Consider the following 24,904-nt stretch of genomic DNA (forward strand, 5'->3'; position numbering starts at 1 on the left):
GGAACGCATCCTGACGATTCTAACGATCCGTCTCCCGGCAGCCGACGCCGTGGGTGCCGGTGTCGACCCCTAACCTTGGGGTCATGAGGTTCGACTGCGCGACCGAACTCGACCGCGGCGTCGAGGCGGCTGTCTCGGCACTGCGCGACGGCGCGCTGGTGGTCCTGCCGACCGACACGGTCTACGGGATCGCGGCCGACGCCTTCGACCCCTCGGCCGTCGCCCGCCTGCTCGAGGCCAAGGGCCGCGGGCGCGACATGCCGCCGCCGGTCCTCATCGCCGACCCGGTCACGCTCGACGCGCTCGTGGCCGAGCGTCCCGCCGCGTGGCTGCAGACGATGCTCGCGGAACTCTGGCCCGGCCCGCTCACGGTCGTCTTCCGGGCTCAGCCGTCGCTCACCTGGGACCTGGGTGAGACCCACGGGACCGTCGCGGTCCGCGTCCCCGACGACGAGCGCACGCGTGCCGTGCTCCGCCAGTCCGGACCCAGTGCCGTCAGCAGCGCCAACCTGAGCGGGCAGCCCGCGGCCACCACGGTCGACGAGGCCGAGGCGATGCTCGGCGACTCCGTGCGGGTGTACCTCGACGGCGGACCGTCGGCCGGCTCCACGCCGTCCACGATCCTCGACGTCACCGGCCCGGTGCCGCGCGTGCTGCGCGAGGGCGCGATCGACCTGGCCACCCTCCACGGCTTCAACAACACGATCGAGCCCGCCGGCGGTGGAGCCGGTGCGTGAGTACCTCGTCATCTTCGGCGTCGCGATCGGCGTGGCCTACCTGCTGTCGTCGATCGCGCGGCAGACCGCCCAGCAGCTCGGCGCCGTCGCCCAGGTGCGCGACCGCGACGTGCACGCGATCCCCACGCCGTACTTCGGCGGGCCGGCGATGCTCGGCGGCCTCGTCGCGGCCTACCTGACCGCCACCCACCTGCCCTTCCTGTCCGGCGGCGACCCGTCGCTGTTCGCCGACGTCCGCGCCGTGCTGGTGGGCGCCTGCGTCATCTGCCTGGTGGGCATCATCGACGACATCTTCGAGCTCGACGCGCTGAGCAAGTTCGCCGGGCAGGTCCTGGCGGGCGTCATCACGGTCGCCATGGGCCTGCACTTCGTCTACCTGCCGCTGCCCAACACCTACCTCGGGCTCGACCAGGCCCAGGCGATGATCCTCACGGTCTTCCTCATCGTCGCCACGGCCAACGCCATGAACTTCGTCGACGGGCTGGACGGACTGGCCGCCGGCATGGCGGCCATCGGGTCGATCGCCTTCTTCGTCTACGCCTTCGTCCTGGCAGTGGAGAACGGCGAGACCCGCGCGGTCGCGGCGGCGATCCTGACCATCGCCCTCGCGGGCGCGTGCCTGGGAATCCTCCCGCACAACTTCTTCCCGGCCCGGATGTTCATCGGTGACTCGGGCTCGATGCTGCTGGGCTTCGTCCTGGCCTGCTCCTCGATCAGCCTCACCGGCCAGTTCCCGGCCACGAGCCTGTCCGAGGGCATCGGCGGCGCCGACTCGAGCCTGCTGCCGGCGGCGATCCTGCCGCTCGTCCTGCCGTTCGCGGTCCTCATGGTGCCGTTCCTGGACATGGGCCTGGCGGTGCTGCGCCGCACCCGAGCGGGCCGGTCGCCGTTCAGCCCCGACAAGATGCACATCCACCACCGGCTGCTCGAGATCGGGCACTCGCACCGGCGCGCCGTCCTGTTGATGTACGCCGCCGCGGCCCTGGTCGCCTTCGGCGTCGTGGCCATCGGACTGTTCAGCGGCTGGCAGCTCTTCGTGGTGATCGCACTGCTCACCGCCCTGGTGACCGCGGCGATCTTCCTGCTGCCCCGACTCGAGTCGAAGGTGTGGTCGTGAGCCCGCGTCGCTGGGCCCTGCGCGCCGGCCTGGCCACCATCGCGGTATGCACGGTCGTGGCGGGCCTCGTGGTCGGCACCGAAGGCGTGGTGGGCGCCCTGATCGGCGGGGTCATCGTGCTGGGGTTCTTCGGTGCGACCCCCACCGTGCTCGGCCCGGTCGCCAAAGCGACGCCTGCGCTGTCCTTGATGTTCGCGATGATCTTCTTCCTCACCAAGGTCGTCGCCCTGTTCGCGCTCTTCGTGGTCCTGCGGCGCTCGGCCGGCGAGTCCGGTCCGATCGACGCGGAGTCGGTGTCGGTCACCGTGATCGCCACCACGATGGTGTGGCTCGGCGCCCGCGTCCTCGACGCCACCCGGGAGCGAACCCCGATCTACGACCTGCCCGAGCAGAAGCCCGCCGAACCGGGTGAAACGCCTCGGGACTGAACGTTCCGGGCGCTCGTGCGGGGCGCCCGCGCGGGGCCGCGCCGACGAAGTGAAAAGTTTCACGACCTGCCTGCAGCGGCTGCAAACGTCCCTGATAGATTCGGGGTGCAATGAACGACGCACCCCCACCGCAGGACCCGTGGGTCGCCTTCGGTCGTGTGGCCGGGGGAGTGATCTTCTACGGTGGAGCAGGGTTCCTGCTCGACCGATGGTGGGACACGTCGTTCATGGTCGCCATCGGCGTGGTGGTGGGTGCCGCACTGGGCATCTACACCGTCGCGATGGCGCAACGCGAGAGCTGATCCGCGTGAACTGCCGACCGACGTCGGGGCCGACAGGGGCTCGACGCCACAGAAGGGTGATCGATTGTCCGCCGTGACGACCACCGTGCTGAACGCCGCCTCGGACTCCGAGGGCGGCTTCGCCGCTCCGGGACCTGGCAGCTTCGAACTCCCGCCGGTCTTCCACATCGGTGACCTCGGTGTCACGAAGCCGATGCTCCTGCTGGCGCTCTCCGTGCCGCTGATCGTGGGCTTCTTCTGGGCCGCGTCCAAGCGCCAGGCCGTCGTGCCGGGCCGCCTGCAGTTCGCCGGCGAGTACGTCTACGGGTTCGTGCGCAACGGCGTCGCCCGCGACTCGATCGGCTCGCACGACTTCCTCAAGTTCGTGCCCCTGCTCTTCACGCTGTTCACCTTCGTCCTGGTGAACAACTACTTCAGCCTCATCCCGTTCCTGCAGTTCCCGTCGTTCTCCCGCTTCGGCTTCGTCGTCCCGATCGCCCTGCTGGTGTGGGTCATCTACAACGGCGTCGGCATCGCCAAGCACGGCTTCGGCGGCTACCTGCGTCACGTCTGCATCCCCGGCGGCATCACCGGCCCGATCCTGGCGCTGATCATCCCGCTGGAGTTCCTCTCCACGATCTTGGTCCGCCCGGCCACGCTGGCACTGCGTCTCTTCGCCAACATGTTCGCCGGCCACCTGCTGCTGATCCTGTTCGCCACGGGCGCTGCCTACCTCATCCTCGACTCCGGCAACCCCTGGTACGCGCCGGTCGGCGTGCTGTCCTTCCTGATGGGCGTCGCCGTGAGCTTCCTCGAGCTGCTGGTGCTGTTCCTGCAGGCCTACGTCTTCACCCTGCTGTCCGCGATGTACATCGGCGGGGCACTCGCCGACGAGCACTGATCGTCGGTCACAACTCCATAACCCTCAGTTTTCGCTAACCGACGGCGCTCGTGCGTCGTCAACGAAAGGAAAAACCCGTGGATCTCGAAACCCTCGGCTCCCTGAACATGATCGGCTACGGCCTGGCGGCCGTGGGCCCCGGCATCGGCATCGGTCTGATCTTCGCCGCGTACATCAACGGCGTGGCCCGCCAGCCCGAGGCCCAGAGCCGCCTCCAGTCGATCGCGATCCTCGGCTTCGCCCTGGCCGAGGCCCTGGCCATCATCGGCATCGCGCTCGCCTTCGTCCTCTGACAACGTCAGGAACTGACTGATGTACTCCACGATTCTCGCCACGGCTGCCGAAGGCGAGGAGCACAACCCGCTGGTGCCGATCCTCTCTGAGGTCGTGCTGTCGCTGGTCGTCTTTGCGATTCTGTACTTCCTCGTGAGGAAGTACGTCGTTCCCAACTTCGAGAAGGCCTACGCCGAGCGCACGGCCGCGATCGAGGGCGGGATCGAGGAGGCGCAGTCGGCGCAGAAGGAAGCCCAGGCCGCGCTCGAGCAGTACACCGCGCAGCTGGCCGACGCCCGGCACGAGGCCGCCGCCATCCGTGAGGAGGCGCGCGAGCAGGGTGCCCAGATCGTCGTCGAGATGCGCGAGCAGGCTCAGGCCGAGTCCGCGCGCATCGTCTCGGCGGCGCAGGCCCAGATCGCTGCCGAGCGCCAGCAGGCGATCGCGCAGCTCAAGTCCGAGGTCGGCGGCATGGCCACCGAGCTCGCGGGCCGGATCGTCGGCGAGTCCCTCGCCGACACCGACGCGCAGCGTCGTTCCGTCCAGCGCTTCATCGACGAACTCGAGGGGTCGGCCAACTGATGCGTGGATCGTCTGCCAAGTCGCTCGACGACACCCTGACCGCGGTCGCCGCGGTCCCGGGTGCGTCGGCGGCCCAGGTCGGCGCCGAGCTCTTCGGCATCGTCTCGGCGCTCGACTCGGCCGTGGCCGCGCGACGCGTGCTGACCGATCCGTCGACCGAGGCCGAGGGCAAGCGCACGCTCGCCGCCGGCATCTTCGAGGGCAAGGTCGCCGCGGACACGCTCACGGTGCTCTCCAGCGCCGTCAGCGGTCGCTGGGCCGCGGGGCGTGACCTGACCGACGGTCTCGAGATCGCCGGCGTCGCGGCCTACACCCGCGCCGCCGACGAGGCCGGCCAGGGCGACATCCTGGAGAACGAGCTGTTCGAGGCCGGACGGGTCATCCACGACTCCGACGAGCTCCGACGGGTCGTCTCCGACCGGTCGGTCCCGGCCTCGGCCCGCACCACGTTGCTCCAGGACGTGTTCCGCGGCAAGGTCTCCGACTCGACCCTGGCCCTGCTCTCGCAGGCAGCGGTGGCTCGCACCGGTTCGTTCGAGCGGGTCCTGGAGGCGTTCAGCCGCCAGGTCGCCGCACGTGAGGACCGGCTCGTCGCCGTGGCTCGCGTCGCGTACGACCTCGACGACACCGAGCGTCAGCGACTCACCGATGCGCTCTCGCGGCGCTACGGACGGGAGATCCAGCTCAACACCGTGGTCGATCCGTCCGTCATCGGCGGCATCGCCGTCTCCGTGGGCGACGAGGTCGTCGACGCCACCATGTCCACCCGCCTCGAGGCCGCACGCCGGCGCATCGCAGGCTGACCAGAACGCACCGTTCGCACAAGAAGGCAGGCACACAGCATGACTGAACTCTCGATTCGTCCGGAGGAGATCCGCGACGCGTTGCAGAAGTTCGTGTCGGACTACACCCCGACGCAGGGCGAGGCCGAAGAGGTCGGCATCGTCGCGTCGGCGGCCGACGGCATCGCGCAGGTCGAGGGTCTTCCCTCAGCGATGGCCAACGAACTGCTCGAGTTCGAGGACGGCACCCTCGGTCTGGCGCTGAACCTCGACGTCCGCCAGATCGGCGTCGTCATCCTCGGTGACTTCGCCGGCATCGAAGAGGGCCAGAAGGTCAAGCGCACGGGCGAGGTTCTCTCGGTCCCCGTGGGCGAGGGCTACCTCGGACGCGTCGTCGACCCGCTCGGCAACCCGATTGACGGCCTCGGCGAGATCACCGGCATCGAGGAGCGTCGCGCCCTGGAGCTCCAGGCGCCGAACGTGATGCAGCGCAAGAGCGTCCACGAGCCCCTGATGACCGGCCTCAAGGCGATCGACTCGCTGACTCCGGTCGGCCGCGGCCAGCGCCAGCTGATCATCGGTGACCGCCAGACCGGCAAGACCGCCATCGCGATCGACACGATCATCAACCAGAAGGAGTTCTGGGAGTCGGGCGATCCGAGCAAGCAGGTCCGCTGCATCTACGTCGGCATCGGTCAGAAGGGCTCGACCATCGCCAGCGTGCGCGGCGCCCTCGAGGCGGCCGGCGCGCTGGAGTACACGACGATCGTCGCGTCCCCCGCATCGGACTCGGCCGGCTTCAAGTACCTGGCCCCGTACACCGGCTCGGCCATCGGCCAGCACTGGATGTACCAGAGCAAGCACGTCCTGATCATCTTCGACGACCTGTCGAAGCAGGCCGAGGCCTACCGCGCCGTGTCGCTGCTGCTGCGTCGCCCGCCGGGCCGTGAGGCCTACCCCGGCGACGTGTTCTACCTGCACTCGCGGCTGCTCGAGCGTTGCGCCAAGCTCAGCGACGACCTGGGCGCGGGCTCGATGACCGGCCTGCCGATCATCGAGACCAAGGCCAACGACGTGTCGGCGTACATCCCGACCAACGTCATCTCGATCACCGACGGTCAGATCTTCCTGCAGTCCGACCTGTTCAACGCCAACCAGCGTCCCGCGGTCGACGTCGGCATCTCGGTGTCGCGCGTCGGCGGCTCGGCGATGACCAAGGCGATGAAGGCCGTCACCGGCTCGCTCAAGGTCGAGCTCGCCCAGTACCGCGCCATGGAGGCGTTCGCGATGTTCGCGTCCGACCTCGATGCCGCGTCCAAGGCCCAGCTCGCCCGCGGCCAGCGCCTCATGGAGCTGTTCAAGCAGGCGCAGTACGACCCGTTCTCGATGGAGAAGCAGGTCGTCTCCCTCTGGGCCGCCACCACCGGCAAGCTCGACGCCGTGCCGGTCGCGGACATCCACCGCTTCGAGGCCGAGTTCCAGGACTACGTCAAGCGTTCGCACCCCGGTGTGCTCGATGCGATCCGCGAGAGCGGCAAGTTCGAGGACTCCAGCGCCCAGGCTCTCGACGAGGCCTACGACTCGTTCCTCGACCAGTTCGAGACCGGTGACGGTGAGTCGATCAAGGCCGGGCACGAAGAGTTCGACGCCCTCGCCGACGAGGACGTCGAGCAGGAGCAGATCGTCCGACAGAAGCGAGGCTGACGATGGCAGTCTCACTCCGCGAGTACCGCGCGAAGATCAGGTCGACCCAGTCGACCAAGAAGATCACGCGTGCGATGGAGTTGATCGCCGCGTCGCGGATCATCAAGGCCCAGCAGGCCGCGGCCGCGGCCGCACCGTACGCGCGTGAACTCACGCGTGCGGTGTCGGCCCTGGCCACGTACTCCAACGTCAACCACGTGCTGACGACCGAGAACCCCGACGCCAAGCGCGCCGCGATTCTCGTCATCGCCAGCGACCGTGGTCTGGCGGGCGCGTACGCCTCGAGCGTGCTGAAGGAGACCGAGCAGCTCGCCGAGCGTCTGCGTGCCGAGGGCAAGGAGGTCACGTACTTCCTGGCCGGCCGCAAGGCGGAGTCGTACTTCAACTTCCGCCAGCGTCCGTTCGAGACCTCGTGGACCGGCTTCTCCGACAAGCCGACCTACGACGACGCCCGCACGATGGGCGATGCGCTGATCTCGCGCGGTGCCCAGCACGATTCCGACGAGGACGAGGCGAGCGACGCCCCCGAGATCGACGAGCTCTTCGTGGTCTACACGCGGTTCAAGTCGATGCTGGTGCAGGAGCCGACGGCGATCCGCCTGTTCCCGCTCGAGATCGTCGAGGGTGAGGAGGCCCCGGAGGAGTCCGAGGTGCTCCCGCTCTACGAGTTCGAGCCCAGTGCGGCCGAGGTGCTCGAGGCGGTCCTGCCGAAGTACCTCTACAGCCGTATCTACTCCTGCCTGCTGCAGGCGGCGGCCTCCGAGCTCGCCGCACGACAGAAGGCCATGAAGTCCGCGACCGACAACGCGCAGGACCTGATCGAGAAGTACACCCGACTGGCGAACCAGGCTCGCCAGGCCGGCATCACCCAAGAAATCAGCGAGATCGTGGGTGGCGCTAACGCGCTCGCCGAGGCCTCCCAGTCCGATTGAGGAAGAGACCATGACTGCAACCGTCGAAGAGACCACCACCGACTCGGCCGCCGTGACCGGCCGCGTCGCCCGGGTCATCGGCCCGGTGCTCGACATCGAGTTCCCGGCCGACCAGATGCCCGAGATCTACAACGCCCTGCTCGTCGACACCGAGGTCGCCGGCACGAAGGAGACGCTGACCCTCGAGGTCGCGCAGCACATCGGTGACGGCATGGTCCGCGCGATCAGCCTGCGACCCACCGACGGCGTCGTCCGCGGCACCCCGGTCACCGACACCGGCGAGCCCATCTCGGTGCCCGTCGGCGACCAGACGCTCGGCAAGGTCTTCAACACCACCGGTCAGGTCATGAACCTGGCCGAGGGCGAGACCTGGGACGTCCAGGAGCGTTGGGGCATCCACCGCAAGGCGCCCGCGTTCGACCAGCTCGAGCCCAAGACCGAGATGTTCCAGACCGGCATCAAGGTCATCGACCTCCTGACGCCGTACGTCCTCGGCGGCAAGATCGGCCTGTTCGGCGGTGCCGGCGTCGGCAAGACCGTGCTGATCCAGGAGATGATCGCCCGCGTCGCCAAGGACCACGACGGCGTGTCGGTGTTCGCCGGTGTCGGCGAGCGCACCCGTGAGGGCAACGACCTCATCGTCGAGATGGAGGAGTCGGGCGTCCTCGACAAGGTGGCGCTGGTCTTCGGCCAGATGGACGAGCCGCCGGGAGCGCGTCTGCGCGTCGCCCTGTCGGCCCTGACCATGGCCGAGTACTTCCGCGACGTCCAGAAGCAGGACGTGCTGCTGTTCATCGACAACATCTTCCGGTTCACCCAGGCCGGCTCGGAGGTCTCGACCCTGCTGGGTCGCGTCCCCTCGGCCGTGGGCTACCAGCCCACGCTGGCCGACGAGATGGGCGTGCTGCAGGAGCGGATCACCTCGACGCGTGGTCACTCGATCACCTCGATGCAGGCGATCTACGTGCCCGCCGACGACTACACCGACCCGGCCCCGGCCACGACGTTCGCCCACCTGGACGCCACGACCGAGCTGAGCCGCGAGATCGCGTCGCTGGGCATCTACCCGGCCGTGGACCCGCTGACGTCGACGTCGCGCATCCTGGACCCCCGCTACATCGCCGCCGATCACTACGCGACGGCGAACCGGGTCAAGGGCATCCTCCAGCGCAACCAGGAGCTCCAGGACATCATCGCGATCCTCGGTGTCGACGAGCTCAGCGAGGAGGACAAGACGATCGTGTCCCGCGCGCGTCGCATCCAGCGCTTCCTCTCCCAGAACACCTACGTGGCCAAGCAGTTCACCGGCATCGAGGGCTCGACCGTCCCGCTCGACGAGACGATCGACGCCTTCACGAAGATCTGTGACGGCGACTACGACCACGTGGCGGAGCAGGCGTTCTTCATGTGCGGCGGTCTGGACGACGTCGACAAGAAGTGGGCCGACATCCAGAAGAACCTCTGAGGTCCGCTGACATGACACTGCAGATCGAGCTCGTCGCCGCCGACCGCGTCGTGTGGTCGGGTGAGGCCCGTGAGGTCATCGCCCGTACCGCCGAGGGCGACATCGGCGTGCTCACCGGCCATGCGCCGCTGCTGTCGCTGCTGGTGCCCGGCGTCGTCGAGATCTTCCCGGTCGAGGGCGACACCGTGCGTGCCGCCGTCGCCGAGGGGTTCATCTCGGTGGCCGCCGACCGCGTGTCGATCCTCTCCGAGGACACGTTCCTCGCTGATGAGGTCGACGAGTCGGCCACCCAGGCTGAGCTGGAGAAGGCCCGGTCGTCCGAGGACGACCTGGCCGTCCGCCGTGCCGAGGCGAAGCTGCGCCTCATCGGCAAGGCGTCCTGATGGTGATCGCGAGGCAGTGATCGATGCCGCTCTGGTTGTGGCTGGTCGACTCCCTCGCGATCATCGTCGTGCTGGGCCTGCTGTTCCTCGGCGGGCTCGTCGCACGGCGGCGCTGGATCGCCCGCAAGGGTGTGACCTTCGAACTGAGCGTGAATCGTGGCGCCGAGCACGCAGCCTCCGGCTGGGTGCTCGGCGTCGCGGTCTATCGCGACGACGCCATCGACTGGTACCGCACCTTCTCGTTCTCGGCGCGTCCCCGACACCGGTTCGTCCGTGGGGGAGTGCTCATCGAGGGCCGCCGCCAGCCCGAGGGTGCCGAGGCGTACGCGCTGCACGACGGGCACATCGTGGTGCGCACCGAGAACGCCGAGGGGATCGAGCAGTTCGCGCTGAGCCCGAACTCGCTCACCGGGCTGCTCTCGTGGCTGGAGTCCTCGCCGCCCGGGCGCGGCGTCAACAACGTCCTGTGACCTGAACTGGTGCGGCGGACCTTGCCGTTTCGGTTGCCGAGCGCTCGCTTAACCCTCACACTGATGACATGAAGAAGCTCATCGCTGCAGTCCTCCTCGCCCTCGCTGTCGCCGCCGGTACGGTCGCGTCGCCCGCCCAGGCGGACGACACCTCCAGCATCAAGATCCGTGTTCAGGCGATCGACTGGATGTGAGCCGCTGAGGCCACACCTCTAGGGTGAACCCATGGTTCACCTCACGAAGATCTACACCCGAACAGGTGACGACGGCACCACCAACCTCGTCGACTTCAGCCGCACGTCGAAGAACGACGTGCGGCTGATCGTCTATGCCGACGTCGACGAGGCGAACAGCCAGATCGGTGTCGCGCTGGCCACGGGTGAGCTCGACGCCGACGTCACGGCGGTGCTGACGCACATCCAGAACGACCTGTTCGACCTGGGCTCCGACGTCGGCAACCCGATCGTCGCGGAGCCCAAGTACGTCCCGCTGCGGGTCGAGCCCGACTACGTCGAGCGGCTCGAGCAGTGGTGCGACCGCTTCAACGAGGTCACCCCGAAGCTGGACTCGTTCATCCTGCCCGGCGGCACTCTCGCCGCCGCCCATCTCCACGTGGCGCGCACCGTCACGCGTCGCGCCGAGCGTGCCGCCTGGCGCGCGATCGAGGAGCACGGCGACACGGTCAACGTGCTCGTGGCGAAGTACCTCAACCGGCTGAGCGACCTGCTGTTCATCCTCGGCCGCTACGCGAACCGCGAGCGCGGCGACGTGCTCTGGGTCCCCGGCGGCGATCGCTCCGGCGCCTGAGCCACGCGCGGGGGCGAGCGCTGGGTGGACCGTCGTTCGCACGTCCGGGGCCAGCGGTACCCTTGCCGCATGTCAGTGCAGCCTGATCGCCCGTGGGTGATGCGAACCTACGCCGGCCACAGCTCCGCAGCCGAGTCCAACGCGCTCTACCGACGCAATCTGTCGAAGGGCCAGACCGGTCTGTCGGTCGCCTTCGACCTGCCGACGCAGACCGGGTACGACCCCGACCACGTCCTGTCGCGCGGCGAGGTCGGCAAGGTCGGCGTGCCGATCCCTCACCTGGGTGCGATGCGTCGTCTCTTCGAGGACATCCCGCTCTCGGAGATGAACACGTCGATGACCATCAACGCCACGGCCATGTGGCTGCTGGCGATGTACCAGGTGGCCGCCGAGGAGCAGGGTGTCGACGCGTCGGCCCTGGCCGGCACGACGCAGAACGACATCATCAAGGAGTACCTGTCGCGCGGAACCTACGTGTTCCCGCCCGAGGCCTCGCTGCGCCTGACCACCGACATGATCGCGTACACGGTCGCGAACATCCCGAAGTGGAACCCGCTGAACATCTGCAGCTACCACCTGCAGGAGGCCGGGGCCACGCCCGTGCAGGAGCTGGCCTTCGCGATGAGCACCGCGATCGCGGTCCTCGACGCGGTCAAGGACTCCGGCCAGGTGCCCGAAGACCAGTTCGAGCAGGTCGTGGGCCGCATCTCCTTCTTCGTGAACGCCGGCGTGCGCTTCGTCGAGGAGATGTGCAAGATGCGCGCGTTCGGTCGGATGTGGGAGGAGATCACCCGCGACCGCTACGGCGTCACCGACCCCAAGATGCGCCGCTTCCGCTACGGCGTGCAGGTCAACTCCCTCGGCCTGACCGAGGCGCAGCCCGAGAACAACGTCCAGCGCATCGTCCTGGAGATGCTGGGCGTCACGCTCAGCAAGAACGCCCGCGCGCGTGCCGTGCAGCTGCCGGCATGGAATGAGGCGCTGGGCCTGCCGCGGCCGTGGGACCAGCAGTGGTCCCTGCGCCTGCAGCAGGTGCTGGCCTACGAGTCCGACCTGCTCGAGTACGGCGACATCTTCGACGGCTCGCACGTCATCGAGGCCAAGGTCGACGAGCTGGTCGAGGGCGCGAAGGCCGAGATGGACCGCGTCCAGGCGATGGGCGGCGCCGTCGCCGCCGTCGTCTCGGGCTACATGAAGCAGGAGCTGGTCACCTCGCACGCCGAGCGGCGCGCGCGGATCGAGTCCGGCGAGATGAAGGTCGTGGGCCTCAACAGCTTCGTCGAGACCGAGCCGTCGCCGCTGACGGCCGACCTCGACGCCGCCATCATGGTCGCCGACCCGAAGGCCGAGGCGAACGCGATCGCCGACGTCCAGCAGTGGCGCAGCCAGCGCGACCAGGCCGCCGTCGACGCGGCCCTGGAGGCCGTGCAGCAGCAGGCCAAGACCGACGAGAACCTCATGGCCGCCACGCTCGACGCCGTGCGCGCCGGTGCCACGGTGGGCGAGTGGTCCGCGGCGCTGCGCGAGGTCTTCGGCGAGTACCGGGCGCCCACGGGCGTGGCAGGAGTGAGTGGCGTGGCCGAGGCCGGATCCGAACTGACCGCCGTGCGCGAGAAGGTGCGCCAGACCGGCGAGGAGCTGGGCGGACGCCTGCGCTTCCTCGTGGGCAAGCCGGGCCTCGACGGGCACTCCAACGGTGCCGAGCAGGTCGCCGTCCGAGCCCGCGACGCCGGCTTCGAGGTCATCTACCAGGGCATCCGGCTGACGCCCGAGCAGATCGTCGCCGCCGCGGTCGCCGAGGACGTCCACGTCGTGGGCCTGTCGATCCTGTCCGGTTCGCACATGGAGCTCGTGCCCGACGTCCAGAAGGGCCTGGCCGACGCCGGCCTGACGAACGTGCCGATCATCGTGGGCGGGATCATCCCCGACTCCGACGGCCGCAAGCTCGAGGCTGCGGGCATCGCCGCGGTCTTCACGCCGAAGGACTTCGGCATGACCGACATCATGTCGCGCGTCGTCGACGAGATCCGCAAGGCCAACGACCTGCCGGTCTGACCACGGGAGGACAGGCGCGCGAAGGCTCGCCTGTCCTTCGTGGCGACGGCGGGTCCGGACCAATAGGCTCGGCGTGATCGAAGCAGTCGAAGTGATCAGGCGGCCAACGGCTTGGTCTTGGTCTTGGAGGGTTTCGAGGACTTCTTCTTGTCCTTGTCCTTCTTCTTGACCTTGACCAGCTTGCGCTTCTTGACGGTGTATCCGTCGGGGAGGGTGCCTTCGGCCATCATGCGGATCGGGCAGCGCTTGCAGCGCGGCTTGCTCACGCAACACTTCTTCTTCGGCGGCTTCGGCACACCCACCACGGTACAGCGCGAAGGTTAGGCTGACCTAGCCAGAGGAGGAAACATGGCTTCCGAGCAGTTCGTGAAGGCCCTGCAGGATCAGATCGGTCACGAGTTCAGCGCGCACCAGCAGTACGTCGGCATCGCGACGTACTACGACGCGCTCACCATGCCGCAGATGGCCGCGCTGTTCTACGCGCAGGCCCTCGAGGAGCGCGACCACGCGATGATGATGGTCCAGTACCTGCTCGACCAGGACCAGCGCGTCGTGATCCCGGCCCTGGCCGCTCCGCGGATGGACTTCGCCGACGTCGTCGAGCCGGTCGCGGCGGCCCTGGAGCAGGAGAAGCGCGTGACCGCGCAGATCAACGAGCTCACCCGCCTGGCGCGCGAGGACAACGACTTCGCCTCCGACCAGTTCATGCAGTGGTTCATCAAGGAGCAGGTCGAGGAGGTCGCGAAGATGAGCGACCTGCTGGCCGTCGTCACCCGCTCGAAGGACGACTACGAGCGCATCGAGGACTGGATCGCGCGCGAGGAGACCGGCGAGGGCTCCGACCCCACCGCGCCGCCGATCGCGGGCGCCTGACGTCGTGAGGGTCGTCCGGGCGCTGCTGACGGTCGTCGCCGTGGCGCTGCTGCTGCTGGCGGCGACACCGTGGATCGACCGGATCGAGCCGTCCTGGCTCCCCGCGGTCCAGGCGCTGGGCCGGCTGTGGATCGTGCTCGCCGTCGTGGGCATCGTCCTCAGCCTGCTCACGCGGGCGTGGCTCGCCCTGGGCGCGAACGCCGTGGTGATCGCCGTGGCGCTCGTGACGATCCTCAACGTCAGCAACCGGCCGGCCTGCGACGCGGGGGAGTCCCGCCTGTCGGTGATGACCTTCAACGCGTTCTACGGTGAGGCCGACGTGGCCCAGCTGGCGGCCGCGGTGCAGCGCCACGACGTCGACGTCCTGGTCCTGGCCGAGGCGACCGAGCCGATGATCGCGGCGCTGTCGGCCACGGAGGCCGGCAGCCGCTTCACGCACCGCACCGGGCAGACCGTCGAGGGCCGCGACACCGAGGGCACCGCGATCCTGTCGCGGTACCGCGCCACCCGGGTGGAGGTGCCGGCGGGCGAGGCCGACACGTTCCAGCAGCCCGCCCTGTCGGTCGACGTGGCCGGGACGCCCGTCCTGGTGCGCGCGGTGCACCCGAAGCCGCCGATCGAGCAGTGGCTCGAGGACTGGCGTGCGGGACTTCTCGAGCTGGGGGAGTGGCAGCGCGCGAACCGCGGCCGACCGCTCGTGATGGCGGGCGACTTCAACGCCTCCTCGGCCCACGCCGCCTTCCGCGATGCCAAGCGCGGCATGTACGACACGGCGGGCCTGTGGCCCACGGCCACCTGGCCCAAGAACCGCGCCTACCCGCCGTTCGCCGACATCGACCACGTGCTCGTGCGCGGGCTGACCGTGCAGGGCAACGGCACCGAGGACATCAAGGGCAGCGACCACCGCGCCGTGTGGGCCGACCTGCGCGTCTGCACCCGCTAGCCGGTGGTTGAGTAGCAGGCGAGGAACGAGCCGAGTATCGAAACCACCGCTCGGCGTTCGGGTGATCTCGATACACCGTCTCGCTACGCTCGCCGGCACTCGATCACCGGGCGAGCTCAGAACAGGCGCAGGCTCGGGTCGTCGAGGCCGCGCAGCTCGTCGTAGTCGACGACGACGCAGTCGATGCCGCGGTCCTTGGCCAAGGTGCGGGCCTGGGGCTTGATCTCCTGGGCGGCGAAGATGCCGCGCACGGGCCGCAGCTTGGGGTCGCGGTTCATCAGCTCGAGGTAGCGGGTCAGCTGCTCGACGCCGTCGATCTCGCCACGGCGCTTGATCTCCACGGCGACCGAGGCGCCGGCGGCGTCGCGGCACAGAAGGTCGACCGGACCGATCGCGGTCATGTACTCGCGGCGCACGAGCGTCATGCCCTCCTCGAGGGCGACGGTGTGCTCGGCCAGCAGCTCCTGGAGGTGCTTCTCGACACCGTCCTTCTGCAGTCCCGGGTCGACGCCCAGCTCGTGCTCGGAGTCGTGGATGACCTCCTCGAGCCGGATCCGCAGCGTGTCGTCGGTCTTCCTCGCGGTGACGGTCCACTCGGGCACGCCGTCCTCGGAGACTCCCTCGCGCAGCGTGCACGGCGGGCTCATCCAGTTGAGGGGCTTGTAGGAGCCTCCGTCGGCGTGCACCAGCACGGAGCCGTCGGACTTGACCATGATGACCCGCAGGGCCAGCGGCAGGTGGGCCGTCAGGCGTCCGGCGTAGTCGACCTGGCAGCGGGCGACGACGATCCTCACAGGCGCTCGAGCATCCCGAGCTTGAAATTGATGGTGTCGCCCGAGAGCTCGCCCTCGGTGGTCTCGCCGTCGTCACCGTCGAGGTAGACGATGCCGTCCTCGACCCGGTAGGCGCCGCGACGGAAGTCGACATTGCCCTCGAAGTCCTCGGTGAACGTGCCGTCGGCCGCGAAGTGCACCGTCCAGTCGGCCTCGTCGGCGCGCCAGGAGCCCACGAGATCGGCCCGCGGATCCTGCGACGGAACGGTGGCGCTGGGCGTCGCCGAGGTCGGGTCGCTGGGCGTCGCGGGCTCCTCCTTGGCACACCCGGCCAGGCCGGTGAACAGGACGAGCGCGACGGCCGTCGCGGCGAGACGTGAGGACATGGGACTCCCATCGAGACATCGGTGCTGTCACGCTACCCTTTCACGAACGCTCGGCGGGAAGCAGCACCGGCGGGCCAAGCCTCCAAGGAGAATCTGATGGCAGAGATCGTCGATAGCATCACCGCCGACGACGAGAAGGGCCGCATCGCGCGGACCCTGCTCTTCCCGTACCTGAACCACGCCGCGACGATGTACGGCGACGGCTACGCGACGGCAGCCGACATCGATGCGGGCATGCGCTTCGGCTGCGGCTACCCGATCGGTCCGCTGGCCCTGATCGACGCCCTCGGCGCCAAGACGGTCGTCGACGGTCTCTCCGAGCAGTTCGCCCAGACCGGTGACCCGCTGCACCGCCCGGCCCCCGCGCTGGTCGAGATCGCCGACTCCGGCGCCTCGTTCTCCGGCGAGGGTGCCGACGGCACCCCCGTGCCCGAGGTCAAGCGCCCCGTCGCCTCGGTCGGCGTCGTCGGCACCGGCACGATGGCCTCGGGCATCGCCCAGGTCTTCGCGCAGGCGGGCTACGACGTCGTCTACGTCGGTCGCTCGCAGGAGAAGCTCGACGGCGTCGTCGCCTACGTGACGAAGAACCTCGACCGCGCCGTCGCGCGCGGCAAGCTCGACGAGGCCGGCAAGGACGCCGTGCTCGGCCGTCTCACCGGAGCCACCGAGCGCGAGGCGCTCGCCGACGTCGACCTCGTCGTCGAGGCGATCGCCGAGGACCTCGACATCAAACTCCAGCTGTTCCGCGACCTCGACCGCATCTGCAAGCCGGGCGCGATCCTGGCCACCACCACCTCCTCGCTGTCGATCCGGGCGTGCGCCGACGCCACGGCTCGCCCGGCCGATGTCATCGGCATGCACTTCTTCAACCCCGCTCCGGTCATGAAGCTGGTCGAGGTCGTCACCACTGAGGTCACCGACCCCGACGTCGACGAGACGGTGCGCGCCCTGTGCCTGGCCACCGGCAAGCACCCCGTCTCGTGCGGCGACCGCGCGGGCTTCATCGTCAACGCGCTGCTGTTCCCCTACCTGAACGACGCCATCCTGCTGCAGGAGTCCGGTGCGGCCTCCATGGAGCAGATCGACGCCGCCATGAAGGAGACCAAGCTGCCGATGGGCCCGTTCGAGCTGCTCGACGTGGTCGGCAACGACGTCTCGCTGGCGATCCAGCAGACGCTCGTCGACACGTTCGGCCACGAGGGCTGGCAGCCCGCCGAGTCGCTGAAGAAGGTCGTCGCCGAAGGCCGGCTGGGCCGCAAGACCAAGGCTGGCTTCCACACCTACTGAGCAGCACCCGCACGCAGCTCGCGCATGGCCCCGATCGGTACGATCGGGGCCATGTCGCGTCGCAAGGCAGCCGCCGCCCGGGCCGCCCGTCGCGAGCCCCCGGCTCGGCGTGAGGAGCTGGTCCACCGCCGCGCCGGCGACTTCTGGCAGCGCTTCATCACCGGCGCCACGTCCTCGTCGGCGTACCGCTGCCCCGGCTGCGACCAGCTGATCCCGCCGTCGACCCCGCACTTCGTGGTGTGGCCCGACGTGCCGAGCCTGCTGGAGTCCGACGGGATCAACGAGCGCCGCCACTGGCACCAGCACTGCTGGCAGCGGCAGTCCTGACGGCCGCCCGTCGCCGCGTCACCGGCTCGGGCAGGATGGACGTGTGAAGATCACGGGATCGTCGGTGCTTCCCGCCCGACGCGAGGACATCGAGCTCACGACCGCCGACGGACTGACGCTGGTGGGGGAGCTGGCGCTGCCCGCCGATCGTGATCCCGTCGCCACGATGATCTGCCTGCACCCGCTGCCCACCCACGGCGGGATGATGGACAGCCACGTCTTCCGCAAGGCGTCCTACCGCCTGCCCGCCCTGGCCGACATCGCGGTGCTGCGGTTCAACACGCGGGGCACCGAGAGCGTGCGAGGACGCAGCGAGGGCGAGTTCGACCGGGCCGAGGGCGAGCGCTTCGACGTCGCCGCGGCGATCGAGTACGCCGAGTTCACCGAGCTGCCGAACGTGTGGATGGTCGGCTGGTCCTTCGGGACCGACCTGACCCTCATGTACGGGCTCGAGCCCGACGTGGCCGGCGCCATCCTGCTGTCGCCGCCCCTGCGGTTCAGTCGGCCCGAGCACCTCGAGGCGTGGGCCGCCGACGGCCGTCCCCTCACGGCGCTGGTCCCGGAGCTGGACGACTACCTCCGGCCCGTCGAGGCGCGCGAGCGCTTCGCTGCGGTCCCGCAGGCCGAGGTGATCGCCGTGGACGGCGCCAAGCACCTCTGGGTGGGCGACACCGAGCGCGTGCTCGACGAGATCGTGAGCCGCCTCAACCCGCAGGCCCAGGTGCCGCTGCCGCGCGAGTGGGACGGTCCGATGGAGCGTGCCGACTCCTCGGCCTACGCCGACCGCACCACGGCGGTGTTCAGGGACCAGCCGCGCTGAGGCCGTCGCGCGGTCCCAGGGTGGCCCGCACGATCCGGTGCAGTGCCCACTCGAGCGGCCCCCGGGAGAAGCGCAGGAACCACAGGCTCGCTGCGACGAAGGCGACCCCGAGCGTCCACAGGGCCAGCGCGCCCGAGCCGGACTCGAGCGCGGGGTCGACCTGGATCGCGGCCCAGTAGGCCACGATGTGGCCCACGTAGAGCGTCAGCGCCATGCGCCCGACCGACTCCAGGGGATACGTCAGTCCGCGCGCCTGCGGCGTGAGGGCGATCAGCAGGGCCAGCACGGCGACGCAGATCGCCAGGACGGACGCCGCCTCCACCGGGTTCTGCGAGCGGTGGTCCGACGTCAGGGTGGTCAGGACGAGGCTCTCGCGAGCGGCGGGGTCGGCGAGCGTGCGCTGCAGGAGATCGAGCATGAGCTGGTGCAGGAGGATGCCGACTCCGAGACCCACGAAGCCGAGGGCGAGCAGGGTGGACCGGCCGATCCGCAGGCGGCCCAGGCCCAGCCCGACGAGCAGGAAGCCGGTCCACTGGATCGCGGGATAGGGCATGCCGACGAACAGCTCGCCGATCGGGCTGGTGGTCAGCTCGGGCACCCGTTCCACGAGCCACGCGATGATCACGGGGCCGGCGATGCCGAGCACCGAGCCGACGCCGATCAGCACCGGCACGGGCGCTCGCAGGAACGGCAGCGCCGCCACGAAGTACACGGCGTACGAGGCCAGGATGACGGCCACGGGGGTGCCGAGGGCGCTGAGGAAGGCGCCGAGTGCGGCCAGCACCGCGGCGCGCACGAAGATGGCCAGCCGGTCGTCGGCGAGGCGTTCGCCGGCGTGGGGTCGCGTCCCGCCGGTGGTGAGCGCCAGCGAGAACCCGGCCACCACGACGAACAGCACGGCGGCACGCCCGTCGCCCACGTGCCGCCAGGACGCAGCGACACCCGGATCGAAGTCGATCCGGGTGTCGAGGTGGGCGACCACCATGCCCACGAGCGCGAGTCCACGAGCGGCATCCAGCCCGCGGACTCGCGTCATGTCGGCGATCAGATGCCGCGGAAGCGGTTGATCTCCGTGAGGTACTTGGCGCGCTTCTCCTCGTCAGTGACGCCCAGGCCCTCCTCGGGCGCCAGCGTCAGCACGCCGACCTTGCCCTGGTGCTTGTTGTGGTGCACGTCGAGCGCGGCCTGGCCGGTGTCCTCGAGCTTGTACACCTTCGACACGGTCGGGTGGATGAGGCCCTTGTCGATGAGGCGGTTGGCCTCGTAGGCCTCGCGGTAGTTCGCGAAGTGCGAGCTCTTGATGTTCTTCAGGTTCATCCACAGGTACCGGTTGTCGTACTGGTGCATGTAGCCCGAGGTCGACGCGCAGGTGATGATCGTGCCGCCCTTGCGCGTGACGTAGACGCTGGCGCCGAAGGTCTCTCGGCCCGGGTGCTCGAACACGATGTCCGGGTCCTCGCCGCCGGTGAGCTCACGGATCTTCTTGCCGAAGCGCTGCCACTCCTTGGGGTCCTGGTTGTGCTCGTCCTTCCAGAACTTGTAGCCCTCGGCCGAGCGGTCGATGATGTGCTCGGCGCCCAGCGAGCGCACGATCTCGGCCTTGTCGGGGCTGGAGACGACGCACACCGGGATGGCTCCGCCGTTGAGGGCCATCTGCGTGGCGTAGGAGCCCAGGCCGCCCGAGGCGCCCCAGATCAGCACGACGTCGCCCTGCTTCATGTTGGCGCCGTTCTTGCTCACCAGCTGGCGGTACGCGGTGGAGTTCACCAAGCCGGGCGAGGCCGCCTCCTCCCACGTCAGGTGCGCGGGCTTGGGCATGAGCTGGTTCGACTTCACGATGGCCAGCTCGGCCAGGCCGCCGAAGTTCGTCTCGAAGCCCCAGATGCGCTGCTGCGGGTCCATCATCGTGTCGTCGTGGCCGTCGGGGCTCTCGAGCTCGACCGACAGGCAGTGTGCGACGACCTCCTGGCCGGGCTTCCAGGCGTTGACGCCCGGGCCCGTGCGCAGCACGACGCCGGCGAGGTCGGAGCCGACCACGTGGTACGGCAGGTCGTGGCGCTTCGTGTACTCCGAGAGCCGGCCGTAGCGCTCGAGGAACCCGAACGTCGAGACGGGCTCGAAGATCGAGGTCCACACCGTGTTGTAGTTGATCGCGCTGGCCATGACGGCGACGAGGGCCTCGCCCGGAGCCAGCTCCGGGAGGGGGACGTCGTCGAGGTGCAGGCTCTTGCGCGGGTCCTTGTCCCGGGTGGCCACGCCCTCGAACATGTTCTGCTCGTCCTTGTGGACGGTGATGCCCCGGTAGGTCTCGGGGAGCTCGAGGTTCTGGTACGTCTCTGCGGTGCGGTCGCCGGACATGATGGCGTCGAGGATGTGCTGCACGGGGGATCCTTCGCGTCGGTATTGCAGGTGGTCTGCGGTGATGTTACTGGCGGGAAACTTGTCCCGCGAGCCGGAGTGGGGTCGGGGTCCGCGAGCCGATCAGTGCGTGGCGGCGGGCTCGACGAGCTCGACGAGGACGCCTCCGGCGTCCTTCGGGTGAACGAAGTTGACGCGACTGTCGGACGTGCCCCGCTTGGGGGTGTCGTACAGGAGGCGCACGCCGCGGTCGCGCAGGGTGGTCGAGACCGCGTCGATGTCGGTGACACGGTACGCCAACTGCTGCACGCCCGGTCCGTTGCGGTCCAGGTACTTGGCGATCGTGGACTCCTCGCTCAGCGGGGCCAGCAGCTGGATGCACGAGCCGGAGTCACCGACGGCGAGCATGGCCTCGCGGACGCCCTGCTCCTCGTTGACCTCCTCGTGGATCGACTCGAGGCCGAACACGCGCGAGTAGAACTCGATGGCGTCGTCGAGGTCGTGGACGGCGATGCCGACGTGATCGATGGCGGTGAGCAGGTGGCCCGGAACGAGCGATTCGCTGGTCATGCCGGGCAGCCTAGTACGGGCTCTGCGGGCCCTGCGCGTGGACCGCTCCCGGGGTGACAATGGGGTATGGACACCACCGCGATCACCGAGATGACGGGAAACGAGCCGTGGGACTTCGTCGCCGACCACACGTTCGGGCGGCTGGCGCTGACGGTCCTGGGACAGCCTGAGATCTTCCCCGTCAACTACGCCCTGGCCGGGCGCCGCATCGCCTTCCGCACGGCCGAGGGCACCAAGCTCATGGGCGTCGTGCTGGACGGCCACGTCGCCTTCGAGGTCGACGAGGTCACGGCGGAGGGCGCCACGAGCGTCGTCCTGAAGGGCACCGCCCGCAAGATCGAGACCGAGGCGCAGGCGGAGGAGCTCGACCTGGCCGACCTGCACTCGTGGGTTCCCACCCTGAAGTACAACCTCGTCGTCATCGACGTCAGCGAGATCAGCGGACGCCGGTTCCGGTTCGGGCCCGAGCCCGAGCTCACCCCCGTGATGTGAGGTGACCCACGTCCGGTCAGGCAGTCCGTACCCATGGGTACAGTGACCCCAACGCACGCACCGAAGGAGCACGTTTCATGACCACTTCCGTCATCGTCGCCGGGGCACGGACCCCGATCGGCCGCCTCCAGGGCGGCCTCAAGACCCTGTCCGGCTCCGACCTGGGCGGCGTCGCGATCAAGGGCGCCCTCGACCGGGCCGGCATCAACGGCGACCAGGTCGACTACGTGATCATGGGCCAGGTCCTCGGAGCCGGAGCCGGGCAGGTTCCCGCCCGCCAGGCCGCCTTCAAGGGCGGCATCCCGCTGGACGTCCCCGCGATCACCATCAACAAGGTGTGCCTCTCGGGCATCAACGCGATCGCCCTGGCCGACCAGCTGATCCGCGCCGGCGAGTACGACATCGTCGTCGCCGGCGGCCAGGAGTCGATGACCCAGGCGCCCCACCTGCTGACCGGCTCGCGCGAGGGTCACAAGTACGGCAAGGTCACGATGCTCGACCACATGGAGTACGACGGCCTGTGGGACGCGCTCACCGACCAGGCGATGGGCTCGCTCACCGAGCAGCGCAACGCCGCCACCGACACGCTGTCGCGTGAGGCCCAGGACACCTTCGGCGCCCGCTCGCACCAGCTCGCCGCCGCAGCGCAGAAGAACGGCGTGTTCGACGACGAGATCGTCCCGGTCGAGATCCCGCAGCGCAAGGGCGACCCGGTCGTCGTCAGCGCCGACGAGGGCGTCCGCGGCGACACCACGGCCGAGTCGCTCGGTCGCCTGCGTCCCGCGTTCTCCAAGGAGGGCACGATCACCGCGGGCACGGCCAGTCAGATCTCCGACGGCGCCTGCGCCGTGGTCGTCATGAGCAAGGCCAAGGCCGAGGAGCTGGGCCTGACGTGGCTCGCCGAGATCGGCGCCCACGGCAACGTCTCGGGCCCCGACTCCACGCTGCAGGAGCAGCCGGCCAACGCCATCGCCAAGGCGGCGCAGAAGCAGGGCATCGACGTCGCGGACATCGACCTGTTCGAGCTGAACGAGGCCTTCGCCGCGGTCGGCATCGTCTCGGCCGAGAAGCTCGGCGTCAGCGAGGACAAGGTCAACGTCAACGGCGGTGCCATCGCGCTCGGCCACCCGATCGGCATGAGCGGTGCGCGCATCGTCCTGCACCTCGCGCTGGAGCTCCAGCGTCGCGGTGGCGGCACCGGTGCGGCAGCGCTGTGCGGCGGCGGTGGCCAGGGCGACGCCCTGATCATCCGGGTCCCGCAGTCCTGATCGACCCTCACCCGAATCTGCGGAGTTGAGTCCCAGGAACGTCGACGTCACCGACCTGGTCTCGCGGGCACAAGCCGGCGAGGCCAGGTCGGTGGCGCGCCTGATCACCCTCGTCGAGACCGAGTCCGACCACCTGCGTGAGGTCAGCGCGGCGCTGGCCCCGCTCGTCGGCGGCGCCCACGTCGTCGGCCTCACCGGCTCGCCCGGCGTGGGCAAGTCGACCACCACGTCGGCCTTGGTCACCGAGCTGCGCGCCCGCGGCCGTCGCGTCGGCGTCCTCGCGGTCGATCCCACCTCGCCCTTCAGCGGGGGAGCGCTGCTGGGCGACCGCATCCGGATGCAGGACCACGCCACCGATCCCGACGTCTACATCCGGTCGATGGCCAGCCGAGGCCATCTCGGCGGGCTGTCGTGGGCCACGCCCCACGCCATCCGCGTCCTCGACGCCGCCGGCTGCGACGTCATCGTGCTCGAGACCGTCGGCGTCGGGCAGTCCGAGGTCGAGGTGGCCGGGCTGGCCGACACCACCGTCGTGCTGCTGGCCCCCGGCATGGGCGACGGCATCCAGGCCGCCAAGGCCGGGATCCTCGAGATCGGCGACATCTTCTGCGTCAACAAGGCCGACCGCGACGGCGCCTCCACCACGCGCCGTGAGCTGCGCACCATGCTGTCGATGTCCGACCGCCAGGACGCCTGGAAGCGCCCGATCGACCTCACCGTGGCCACCGAGGGCACCGGGGTCCCTGAGCTGGTCGACCACCTGCAGGAGCACGCCTCGCACCTGCGTGCCTCCGGCCAGCTGGCGCGCCGGCGCACCGATCGCCTGCGCCGCGAGATCCAGGCCATCGCCCTGGACCAGGTGCGGCGCCGCTTCGTCGTCGACGGGGGCGAGGAGCTCGACGCACTCGCCGCCCGCGCCTTCGCCGGCGACATCGACCCGTTCTCGGCCGCCGACACCCTCCTGGCCGAATCCGACGCGTAGAAGTCTTCCGCGCGGCGTCCCCGGTTCGGGCCCGCGATTCCGGTAGACATGTGCGCGTGGTGAAGAAGGCAGTGATCCTTTTCGTGGTGGGCTTCGGGCTCTACTACCTGTTCAGCACGCCTGAGGACGCCGCGACGGCCGTTCGGGGGGCCTTCGACGCAGCCATCGGCGCATTCGGACAGGTCGGGGTGTTCGTGTCCGAGCTCCTGTGAGGACCTCGTCATGACCGAGAGACCAGCGATCGAGACGGCGCCCCCGCCGGTCACGTCGCGATTCTGGCGACGCCTGCGCGAGCCGTTCCCCGATCCTGAGAACCACGTCGCGCTGAACCAGCGCCTCAATCCCCGCAGCGGCGAGCGGGTCCTGCAGATCGTGCCCAAGCACGTCGCCGTCTACTGGACCCTGCCCGCCGCCGCGCTGGCCTCCTTCGGCTGCCTCGTGGTCCTGCTGTTCCACTGGAACTCCGGTCCGGCCCAGGCGCTGTGGCTCGCGTCCCTCGTCGTCACGGCCGCGGCGGCCGTGCGCGCGTTCGTGGAGTGGCGCGACGTCTTCGTCGTCACGAACTGGCGGGTCGTCCGGCTCAGCGGGGTGCTGACCGCGCGGGTGGCGACGATGCCGATCAACCGCATCCTCGACATGACGATGACGCGCACGATGTGGGGCCGCGCCCTCGGGTACGGCCACTTTGTCTTCGAGTCGGCCGCGCAGGAGCAGGGACTGCGCGAGATCAAGTTCGTGCCGGACATCCTGGCGGTCGACCGTGAGATCAACAACGCCGTCAACCGTGAGAACCGCCGGCGTGAGCGGATGATGAGCGCGAGGTACGACAGGCCGCGGGACGGCGGGCCCGACGAGGGTGAACGGACCGAGCCGATCCGCGGCCTGTGACCGGGCTTCCTAGACTGTCG

32 protein-coding genes are annotated in these 24,904 nt (G+C 69.4%); 26 read left to right on the top strand and 6 right to left on the bottom strand.

The window, feature by feature from the left end; translation table 11 throughout:
• Nucleotides 1-83 precede the first annotated feature (83 nt).
• The 16 genes from ACY1JX_RS14915 to ACY1JX_RS14990 all read left to right on the top strand — a co-directional run bounded on the left by ACY1JX_RS14915 (nt 84) and on the right by ACY1JX_RS14990 (nt 12,917).
• Nucleotides 84-737, top strand: coding sequence for an L-threonylcarbamoyladenylate synthase (locus tag ACY1JX_RS14915; protein ID WP_286929137.1), 654 nt, complete (start codon nt 84-86; stop codon nt 735-737).
• Nucleotides 730-1,854, top strand: a complete 1,125-nt coding sequence (locus ACY1JX_RS14920; RefSeq protein ID WP_181756573.1) for an MraY family glycosyltransferase — start codon at nt 730-732, stop codon at nt 1,852-1,854. Before ACY1JX_RS14915 ends, ACY1JX_RS14920 begins: the two co-directional genes overlap by 8 nt.
• On the top strand, nt 1,851-2,282 hold the full coding sequence (locus tag ACY1JX_RS14925; RefSeq protein WP_181756574.1) for a hypothetical protein: 432 nt from the start codon (nt 1,851-1,853) through the stop codon (nt 2,280-2,282). The genes ACY1JX_RS14920 and ACY1JX_RS14925 overlap by 4 nt, the downstream gene beginning before the upstream one ends.
• A 110-nt stretch (nt 2,283-2,392) precedes the next feature.
• Nucleotides 2,393-2,584: a hypothetical protein gene (locus ACY1JX_RS14930; protein WP_153303013.1), complete on the top strand. Its 192-nt coding sequence runs from the start codon at nt 2,393-2,395 to the stop codon at nt 2,582-2,584.
• 73 nt (nt 2,585-2,657) lie between these two features.
• A complete protein-coding gene (atpB, locus tag ACY1JX_RS14935; protein ID WP_181756575.1) occupies nt 2,658-3,464 on the top strand; it encodes a F0F1 ATP synthase subunit A in 807 nt (268 codons plus the stop codon).
• 107 nt (nt 3,465-3,571) lie between these two features.
• Nucleotides 3,572-3,757, top strand: a complete 186-nt coding sequence (gene atpE, locus ACY1JX_RS14940) for an ATP synthase F0 subunit C (RefSeq protein ID WP_049798293.1) — start codon at nt 3,572-3,574, stop codon at nt 3,755-3,757.
• Between the two features lie 19 nt (nt 3,758-3,776).
• Nucleotides 3,777-4,319, top strand: coding sequence for a F0F1 ATP synthase subunit B (locus ACY1JX_RS14945; RefSeq protein WP_181756576.1), 543 nt, complete (start codon nt 3,777-3,779; stop codon nt 4,317-4,319).
• Nucleotides 4,319-5,122: a F0F1 ATP synthase subunit delta gene (locus ACY1JX_RS14950; protein WP_181756577.1), complete on the top strand. Its 804-nt coding sequence runs from the start codon at nt 4,319-4,321 to the stop codon at nt 5,120-5,122. Before ACY1JX_RS14945 ends, ACY1JX_RS14950 begins: the two co-directional genes overlap by 1 nt.
• Nucleotides 5,123-5,161: 39 nt before the next feature.
• Nucleotides 5,162-6,805 carry a F0F1 ATP synthase subunit alpha gene (gene atpA, locus ACY1JX_RS14955; RefSeq protein WP_462564455.1) on the top strand — a complete coding sequence of 548 codons (1,644 nt, stop codon included), beginning with the start codon at nt 5,162-5,164 and terminating at the stop codon, nt 6,803-6,805.
• A gap of 2 nt (nt 6,806-6,807) precedes the next feature.
• The gene (locus ACY1JX_RS14960; RefSeq protein ID WP_462564456.1) at nt 6,808-7,737 is read left to right on the top strand and encodes a F0F1 ATP synthase subunit gamma; all 930 of its coding nucleotides are present in this window, start codon (nt 6,808-6,810) and stop codon (nt 7,735-7,737) included.
• A 10-nt stretch (nt 7,738-7,747) separates the two neighbouring features.
• Nucleotides 7,748-9,202 carry a F0F1 ATP synthase subunit beta gene (gene atpD, locus ACY1JX_RS14965; RefSeq protein ID WP_462564457.1) on the top strand — a complete coding sequence of 485 codons (1,455 nt, stop codon included), beginning with the start codon at nt 7,748-7,750 and terminating at the stop codon, nt 9,200-9,202.
• Nucleotides 9,203-9,213: 11 nt separating this feature from the next.
• Complete coding sequence (locus ACY1JX_RS14970; RefSeq protein ID WP_181756580.1) at nt 9,214-9,585, top strand: F0F1 ATP synthase subunit epsilon; 372 nt, start codon at nt 9,214-9,216, stop codon at nt 9,583-9,585.
• A gap of 23 nt (nt 9,586-9,608) precedes the next feature.
• Nucleotides 9,609-10,055, top strand: coding sequence for a DUF2550 domain-containing protein (locus ACY1JX_RS14975; RefSeq protein ID WP_462564458.1), 447 nt, complete (start codon nt 9,609-9,611; stop codon nt 10,053-10,055).
• A 68-nt stretch (nt 10,056-10,123) separates the two neighbouring features.
• On the top strand, nt 10,124-10,249 hold the full coding sequence (locus ACY1JX_RS14980) for a hypothetical protein (protein ID WP_269456861.1): 126 nt from the start codon (nt 10,124-10,126) through the stop codon (nt 10,247-10,249).
• A gap of 31 nt (nt 10,250-10,280) precedes the next feature.
• Nucleotides 10,281-10,862 carry a cob(I)yrinic acid a,c-diamide adenosyltransferase gene (locus tag ACY1JX_RS14985; protein WP_181756582.1) on the top strand — a complete coding sequence of 194 codons (582 nt, stop codon included), beginning with the start codon at nt 10,281-10,283 and terminating at the stop codon, nt 10,860-10,862.
• A gap of 69 nt (nt 10,863-10,931) precedes the next feature.
• Nucleotides 10,932-12,917, top strand: a complete 1,986-nt coding sequence (locus tag ACY1JX_RS14990) for a protein meaA (RefSeq protein WP_181756583.1) — start codon at nt 10,932-10,934, stop codon at nt 12,915-12,917.
• A 95-nt stretch (nt 12,918-13,012) separates the two neighbouring features.
• Here ACY1JX_RS14990 and ACY1JX_RS14995 read toward each other — a convergent pair whose 3' ends face one another.
• Entirely contained in the window at nt 13,013-13,183 is a 171-nt protein-coding gene (locus ACY1JX_RS14995; protein WP_286929128.1) for a hypothetical protein, read from the bottom strand.
• 82 nt (nt 13,184-13,265) lie between these two features.
• On the opposite strand from ACY1JX_RS14995, the gene ACY1JX_RS15000 reads away from it, so the two are divergent.
• Together ACY1JX_RS15000 and ACY1JX_RS15005 are read left to right on the top strand one after the other, a co-directional pair.
• On the top strand, nt 13,266-13,790 hold the full coding sequence (locus ACY1JX_RS15000; protein WP_181756584.1) for a ferritin: 525 nt from the start codon (nt 13,266-13,268) through the stop codon (nt 13,788-13,790).
• 4 nt (nt 13,791-13,794) lie between these two features.
• The gene (locus ACY1JX_RS15005) at nt 13,795-14,733 is read left to right on the top strand and encodes an endonuclease/exonuclease/phosphatase family protein (RefSeq protein WP_462564459.1); all 939 of its coding nucleotides are present in this window, start codon (nt 13,795-13,797) and stop codon (nt 14,731-14,733) included.
• 116 nt (nt 14,734-14,849) lie between these two features.
• Here ACY1JX_RS15005 and nucS read toward each other — a convergent pair whose 3' ends face one another.
• Nucleotides 14,850-15,527: an endonuclease NucS gene (nucS, locus tag ACY1JX_RS15010; RefSeq protein ID WP_462564460.1), complete on the bottom strand. Its 678-nt coding sequence runs from the start codon at nt 15,525-15,527 to the stop codon at nt 14,850-14,852.
• On the bottom strand, nt 15,524-15,892 hold the full coding sequence (locus ACY1JX_RS15015; RefSeq protein WP_181756587.1) for a hypothetical protein: 369 nt from the start codon (nt 15,890-15,892) through the stop codon (nt 15,524-15,526). Before ACY1JX_RS15015 ends, nucS begins: the two co-directional genes overlap by 4 nt.
• A 96-nt stretch (nt 15,893-15,988) precedes the next feature.
• Here ACY1JX_RS15015 and ACY1JX_RS15020 point away from each other — a divergent pair, with 96 nt between their 5' ends.
• Genes ACY1JX_RS15020 through ACY1JX_RS15030 form a run of 3 tightly spaced genes read left to right on the top strand, consistent with a single transcriptional unit; the run spans nt 15,989 to nt 18,326 of the window.
• Entirely contained in the window at nt 15,989-17,179 is a 1,191-nt protein-coding gene (locus ACY1JX_RS15020; protein WP_462564461.1) for a 3-hydroxyacyl-CoA dehydrogenase NAD-binding domain-containing protein, read from the top strand.
• 51 nt (nt 17,180-17,230) lie between these two features.
• The gene (locus tag ACY1JX_RS15025; protein ID WP_153303015.1) at nt 17,231-17,506 is read left to right on the top strand and encodes a hypothetical protein; all 276 of its coding nucleotides are present in this window, start codon (nt 17,231-17,233) and stop codon (nt 17,504-17,506) included.
• Nucleotides 17,507-17,549: 43 nt separating this feature from the next.
• Nucleotides 17,550-18,326 (top strand): alpha/beta hydrolase, encoded by a 777-nt coding sequence (locus ACY1JX_RS15030; protein ID WP_462564462.1) that lies wholly within the window; start codon nt 17,550-17,552, stop codon nt 18,324-18,326.
• Here the strand turns inward: ACY1JX_RS15030 and ACY1JX_RS15035 are convergent.
• The 3 genes from ACY1JX_RS15035 to mce form a co-directional block, all read right to left on the bottom strand.
• Nucleotides 18,307-19,362 carry a heparan-alpha-glucosaminide N-acetyltransferase domain-containing protein gene (locus ACY1JX_RS15035; protein WP_462564463.1) on the bottom strand — a complete coding sequence of 352 codons (1,056 nt, stop codon included), beginning with the start codon at nt 19,360-19,362 and terminating at the stop codon, nt 18,307-18,309. The genes ACY1JX_RS15030 and ACY1JX_RS15035 overlap by 20 nt on opposite strands.
• 8 nt (nt 19,363-19,370) lie before the next feature.
• Entirely contained in the window at nt 19,371-20,708 is a 1,338-nt protein-coding gene (ccrA, locus tag ACY1JX_RS15040) for a crotonyl-CoA carboxylase/reductase (protein WP_286929119.1), read from the bottom strand.
• A gap of 99 nt (nt 20,709-20,807) precedes the next feature.
• Entirely contained in the window at nt 20,808-21,254 is a 447-nt protein-coding gene (mce, locus tag ACY1JX_RS15045; protein ID WP_181756591.1) for a methylmalonyl-CoA epimerase, read from the bottom strand.
• A 66-nt stretch (nt 21,255-21,320) separates the two neighbouring features.
• On the opposite strand from mce, the gene ACY1JX_RS15050 reads away from it, so the two are divergent.
• The 5 genes from ACY1JX_RS15050 to ACY1JX_RS15070 all read left to right on the top strand — a co-directional run bounded on the left by ACY1JX_RS15050 (nt 21,321) and on the right by ACY1JX_RS15070 (nt 24,884).
• Nucleotides 21,321-21,746 (top strand): pyridoxamine 5'-phosphate oxidase family protein, encoded by a 426-nt coding sequence (locus tag ACY1JX_RS15050; protein ID WP_462564464.1) that lies wholly within the window; start codon nt 21,321-21,323, stop codon nt 21,744-21,746.
• 77 nt (nt 21,747-21,823) lie between these two features.
• Nucleotides 21,824-23,014, top strand: a complete 1,191-nt coding sequence (locus tag ACY1JX_RS15055; RefSeq protein WP_462564465.1) for an acetyl-CoA C-acetyltransferase — start codon at nt 21,824-21,826, stop codon at nt 23,012-23,014.
• A gap of 25 nt (nt 23,015-23,039) precedes the next feature.
• A complete protein-coding gene (gene meaB, locus ACY1JX_RS15060) occupies nt 23,040-23,996 on the top strand; it encodes a methylmalonyl Co-A mutase-associated GTPase MeaB (protein ID WP_462564466.1) in 957 nt (318 codons plus the stop codon).
• A 56-nt stretch (nt 23,997-24,052) separates the two neighbouring features.
• Nucleotides 24,053-24,208, top strand: coding sequence for a hypothetical protein (locus ACY1JX_RS15065; RefSeq protein WP_181756595.1), 156 nt, complete (start codon nt 24,053-24,055; stop codon nt 24,206-24,208).
• A gap of 10 nt (nt 24,209-24,218) precedes the next feature.
• Nucleotides 24,219-24,884, top strand: coding sequence for a PH domain-containing protein (locus ACY1JX_RS15070; RefSeq protein WP_462564467.1), 666 nt, complete (start codon nt 24,219-24,221; stop codon nt 24,882-24,884).
• The last annotated feature ends 20 nt before the right edge of the window (nt 24,885-24,904 follow it).

The organism is Aeromicrobium sp. JP4 (genome assembly GCF_054957925.1).

What these genes read in the sequence shown, in the direction of transcription:
- ACY1JX_RS15000 (WP_181756584.1), top strand. Translation starts at nt 13,266, where the DNA reads ATGGCTTCCGAGCAGTTCGTGAAGGCCCTGCAGGATCAGATCGGTCAC.
- atpE (WP_049798293.1), top strand. Translation starts at nt 3,572, where the DNA reads ATGATCGGCTACGGCCTGGCGGCCGTGGGCCCCGGCATCGGCATCGGT.
- ACY1JX_RS14945 (WP_181756576.1), top strand. Translation starts at nt 3,777, where the DNA reads ATGTACTCCACGATTCTCGCCACGGCTGCCGAAGGCGAGGAGCACAAC.
- ACY1JX_RS15035 (WP_462564463.1), bottom strand. Translation starts at nt 19,362, where the DNA reads ATGACGCGAGTCCGCGGGCTGGATGCCGCTCGTGGACTCGCGCTCGTG.
- ACY1JX_RS14985 (WP_181756582.1), top strand. Translation starts at nt 10,281, where the DNA reads ATGGTTCACCTCACGAAGATCTACACCCGAACAGGTGACGACGGCACC.
- ACY1JX_RS14960 (WP_462564456.1), top strand. Translation starts at nt 6,808, where the DNA reads ATGGCAGTCTCACTCCGCGAGTACCGCGCGAAGATCAGGTCGACCCAG.
- ACY1JX_RS14980 (WP_269456861.1), top strand. Translation starts at nt 10,124, where the DNA reads ATGAAGAAGCTCATCGCTGCAGTCCTCCTCGCCCTCGCTGTCGCCGCC.
- ACY1JX_RS14970 (WP_181756580.1), top strand. Translation starts at nt 9,214, where the DNA reads ATGACACTGCAGATCGAGCTCGTCGCCGCCGACCGCGTCGTGTGGTCG.
- ACY1JX_RS15055 (WP_462564465.1), top strand. Translation starts at nt 21,824, where the DNA reads ATGACCACTTCCGTCATCGTCGCCGGGGCACGGACCCCGATCGGCCGC.
- ACY1JX_RS14975 (WP_462564458.1), top strand. Translation starts at nt 9,609, where the DNA reads ATGCCGCTCTGGTTGTGGCTGGTCGACTCCCTCGCGATCATCGTCGTG.
- ACY1JX_RS14915 (WP_286929137.1), top strand. Translation starts at nt 84, where the DNA reads ATGAGGTTCGACTGCGCGACCGAACTCGACCGCGGCGTCGAGGCGGCT.
- atpD (WP_462564457.1), top strand. Translation starts at nt 7,748, where the DNA reads ATGACTGCAACCGTCGAAGAGACCACCACCGACTCGGCCGCCGTGACC.
- ACY1JX_RS15050 (WP_462564464.1), top strand. Translation starts at nt 21,321, where the DNA reads ATGGACACCACCGCGATCACCGAGATGACGGGAAACGAGCCGTGGGAC.
- ACY1JX_RS15020 (WP_462564461.1), top strand. Translation starts at nt 15,989, where the DNA reads ATGGCAGAGATCGTCGATAGCATCACCGCCGACGACGAGAAGGGCCGC.
- ACY1JX_RS15070 (WP_462564467.1), top strand. Translation starts at nt 24,219, where the DNA reads ATGACCGAGAGACCAGCGATCGAGACGGCGCCCCCGCCGGTCACGTCG.
- ACY1JX_RS15015 (WP_181756587.1), bottom strand. Translation starts at nt 15,892, where the DNA reads ATGTCCTCACGTCTCGCCGCGACGGCCGTCGCGCTCGTCCTGTTCACC.
- ACY1JX_RS14930 (WP_153303013.1), top strand. Translation starts at nt 2,393, where the DNA reads ATGAACGACGCACCCCCACCGCAGGACCCGTGGGTCGCCTTCGGTCGT.
- ACY1JX_RS14990 (WP_181756583.1), top strand. Translation starts at nt 10,932, where the DNA reads ATGTCAGTGCAGCCTGATCGCCCGTGGGTGATGCGAACCTACGCCGGC.
- atpA (WP_462564455.1), top strand. Translation starts at nt 5,162, where the DNA reads ATGACTGAACTCTCGATTCGTCCGGAGGAGATCCGCGACGCGTTGCAG.
- mce (WP_181756591.1), bottom strand. Translation starts at nt 21,254, where the DNA reads ATGACCAGCGAATCGCTCGTTCCGGGCCACCTGCTCACCGCCATCGAT.
- ACY1JX_RS14950 (WP_181756577.1), top strand. Translation starts at nt 4,319, where the DNA reads ATGCGTGGATCGTCTGCCAAGTCGCTCGACGACACCCTGACCGCGGTC.
- ACY1JX_RS15025 (WP_153303015.1), top strand. Translation starts at nt 17,231, where the DNA reads ATGTCGCGTCGCAAGGCAGCCGCCGCCCGGGCCGCCCGTCGCGAGCCC.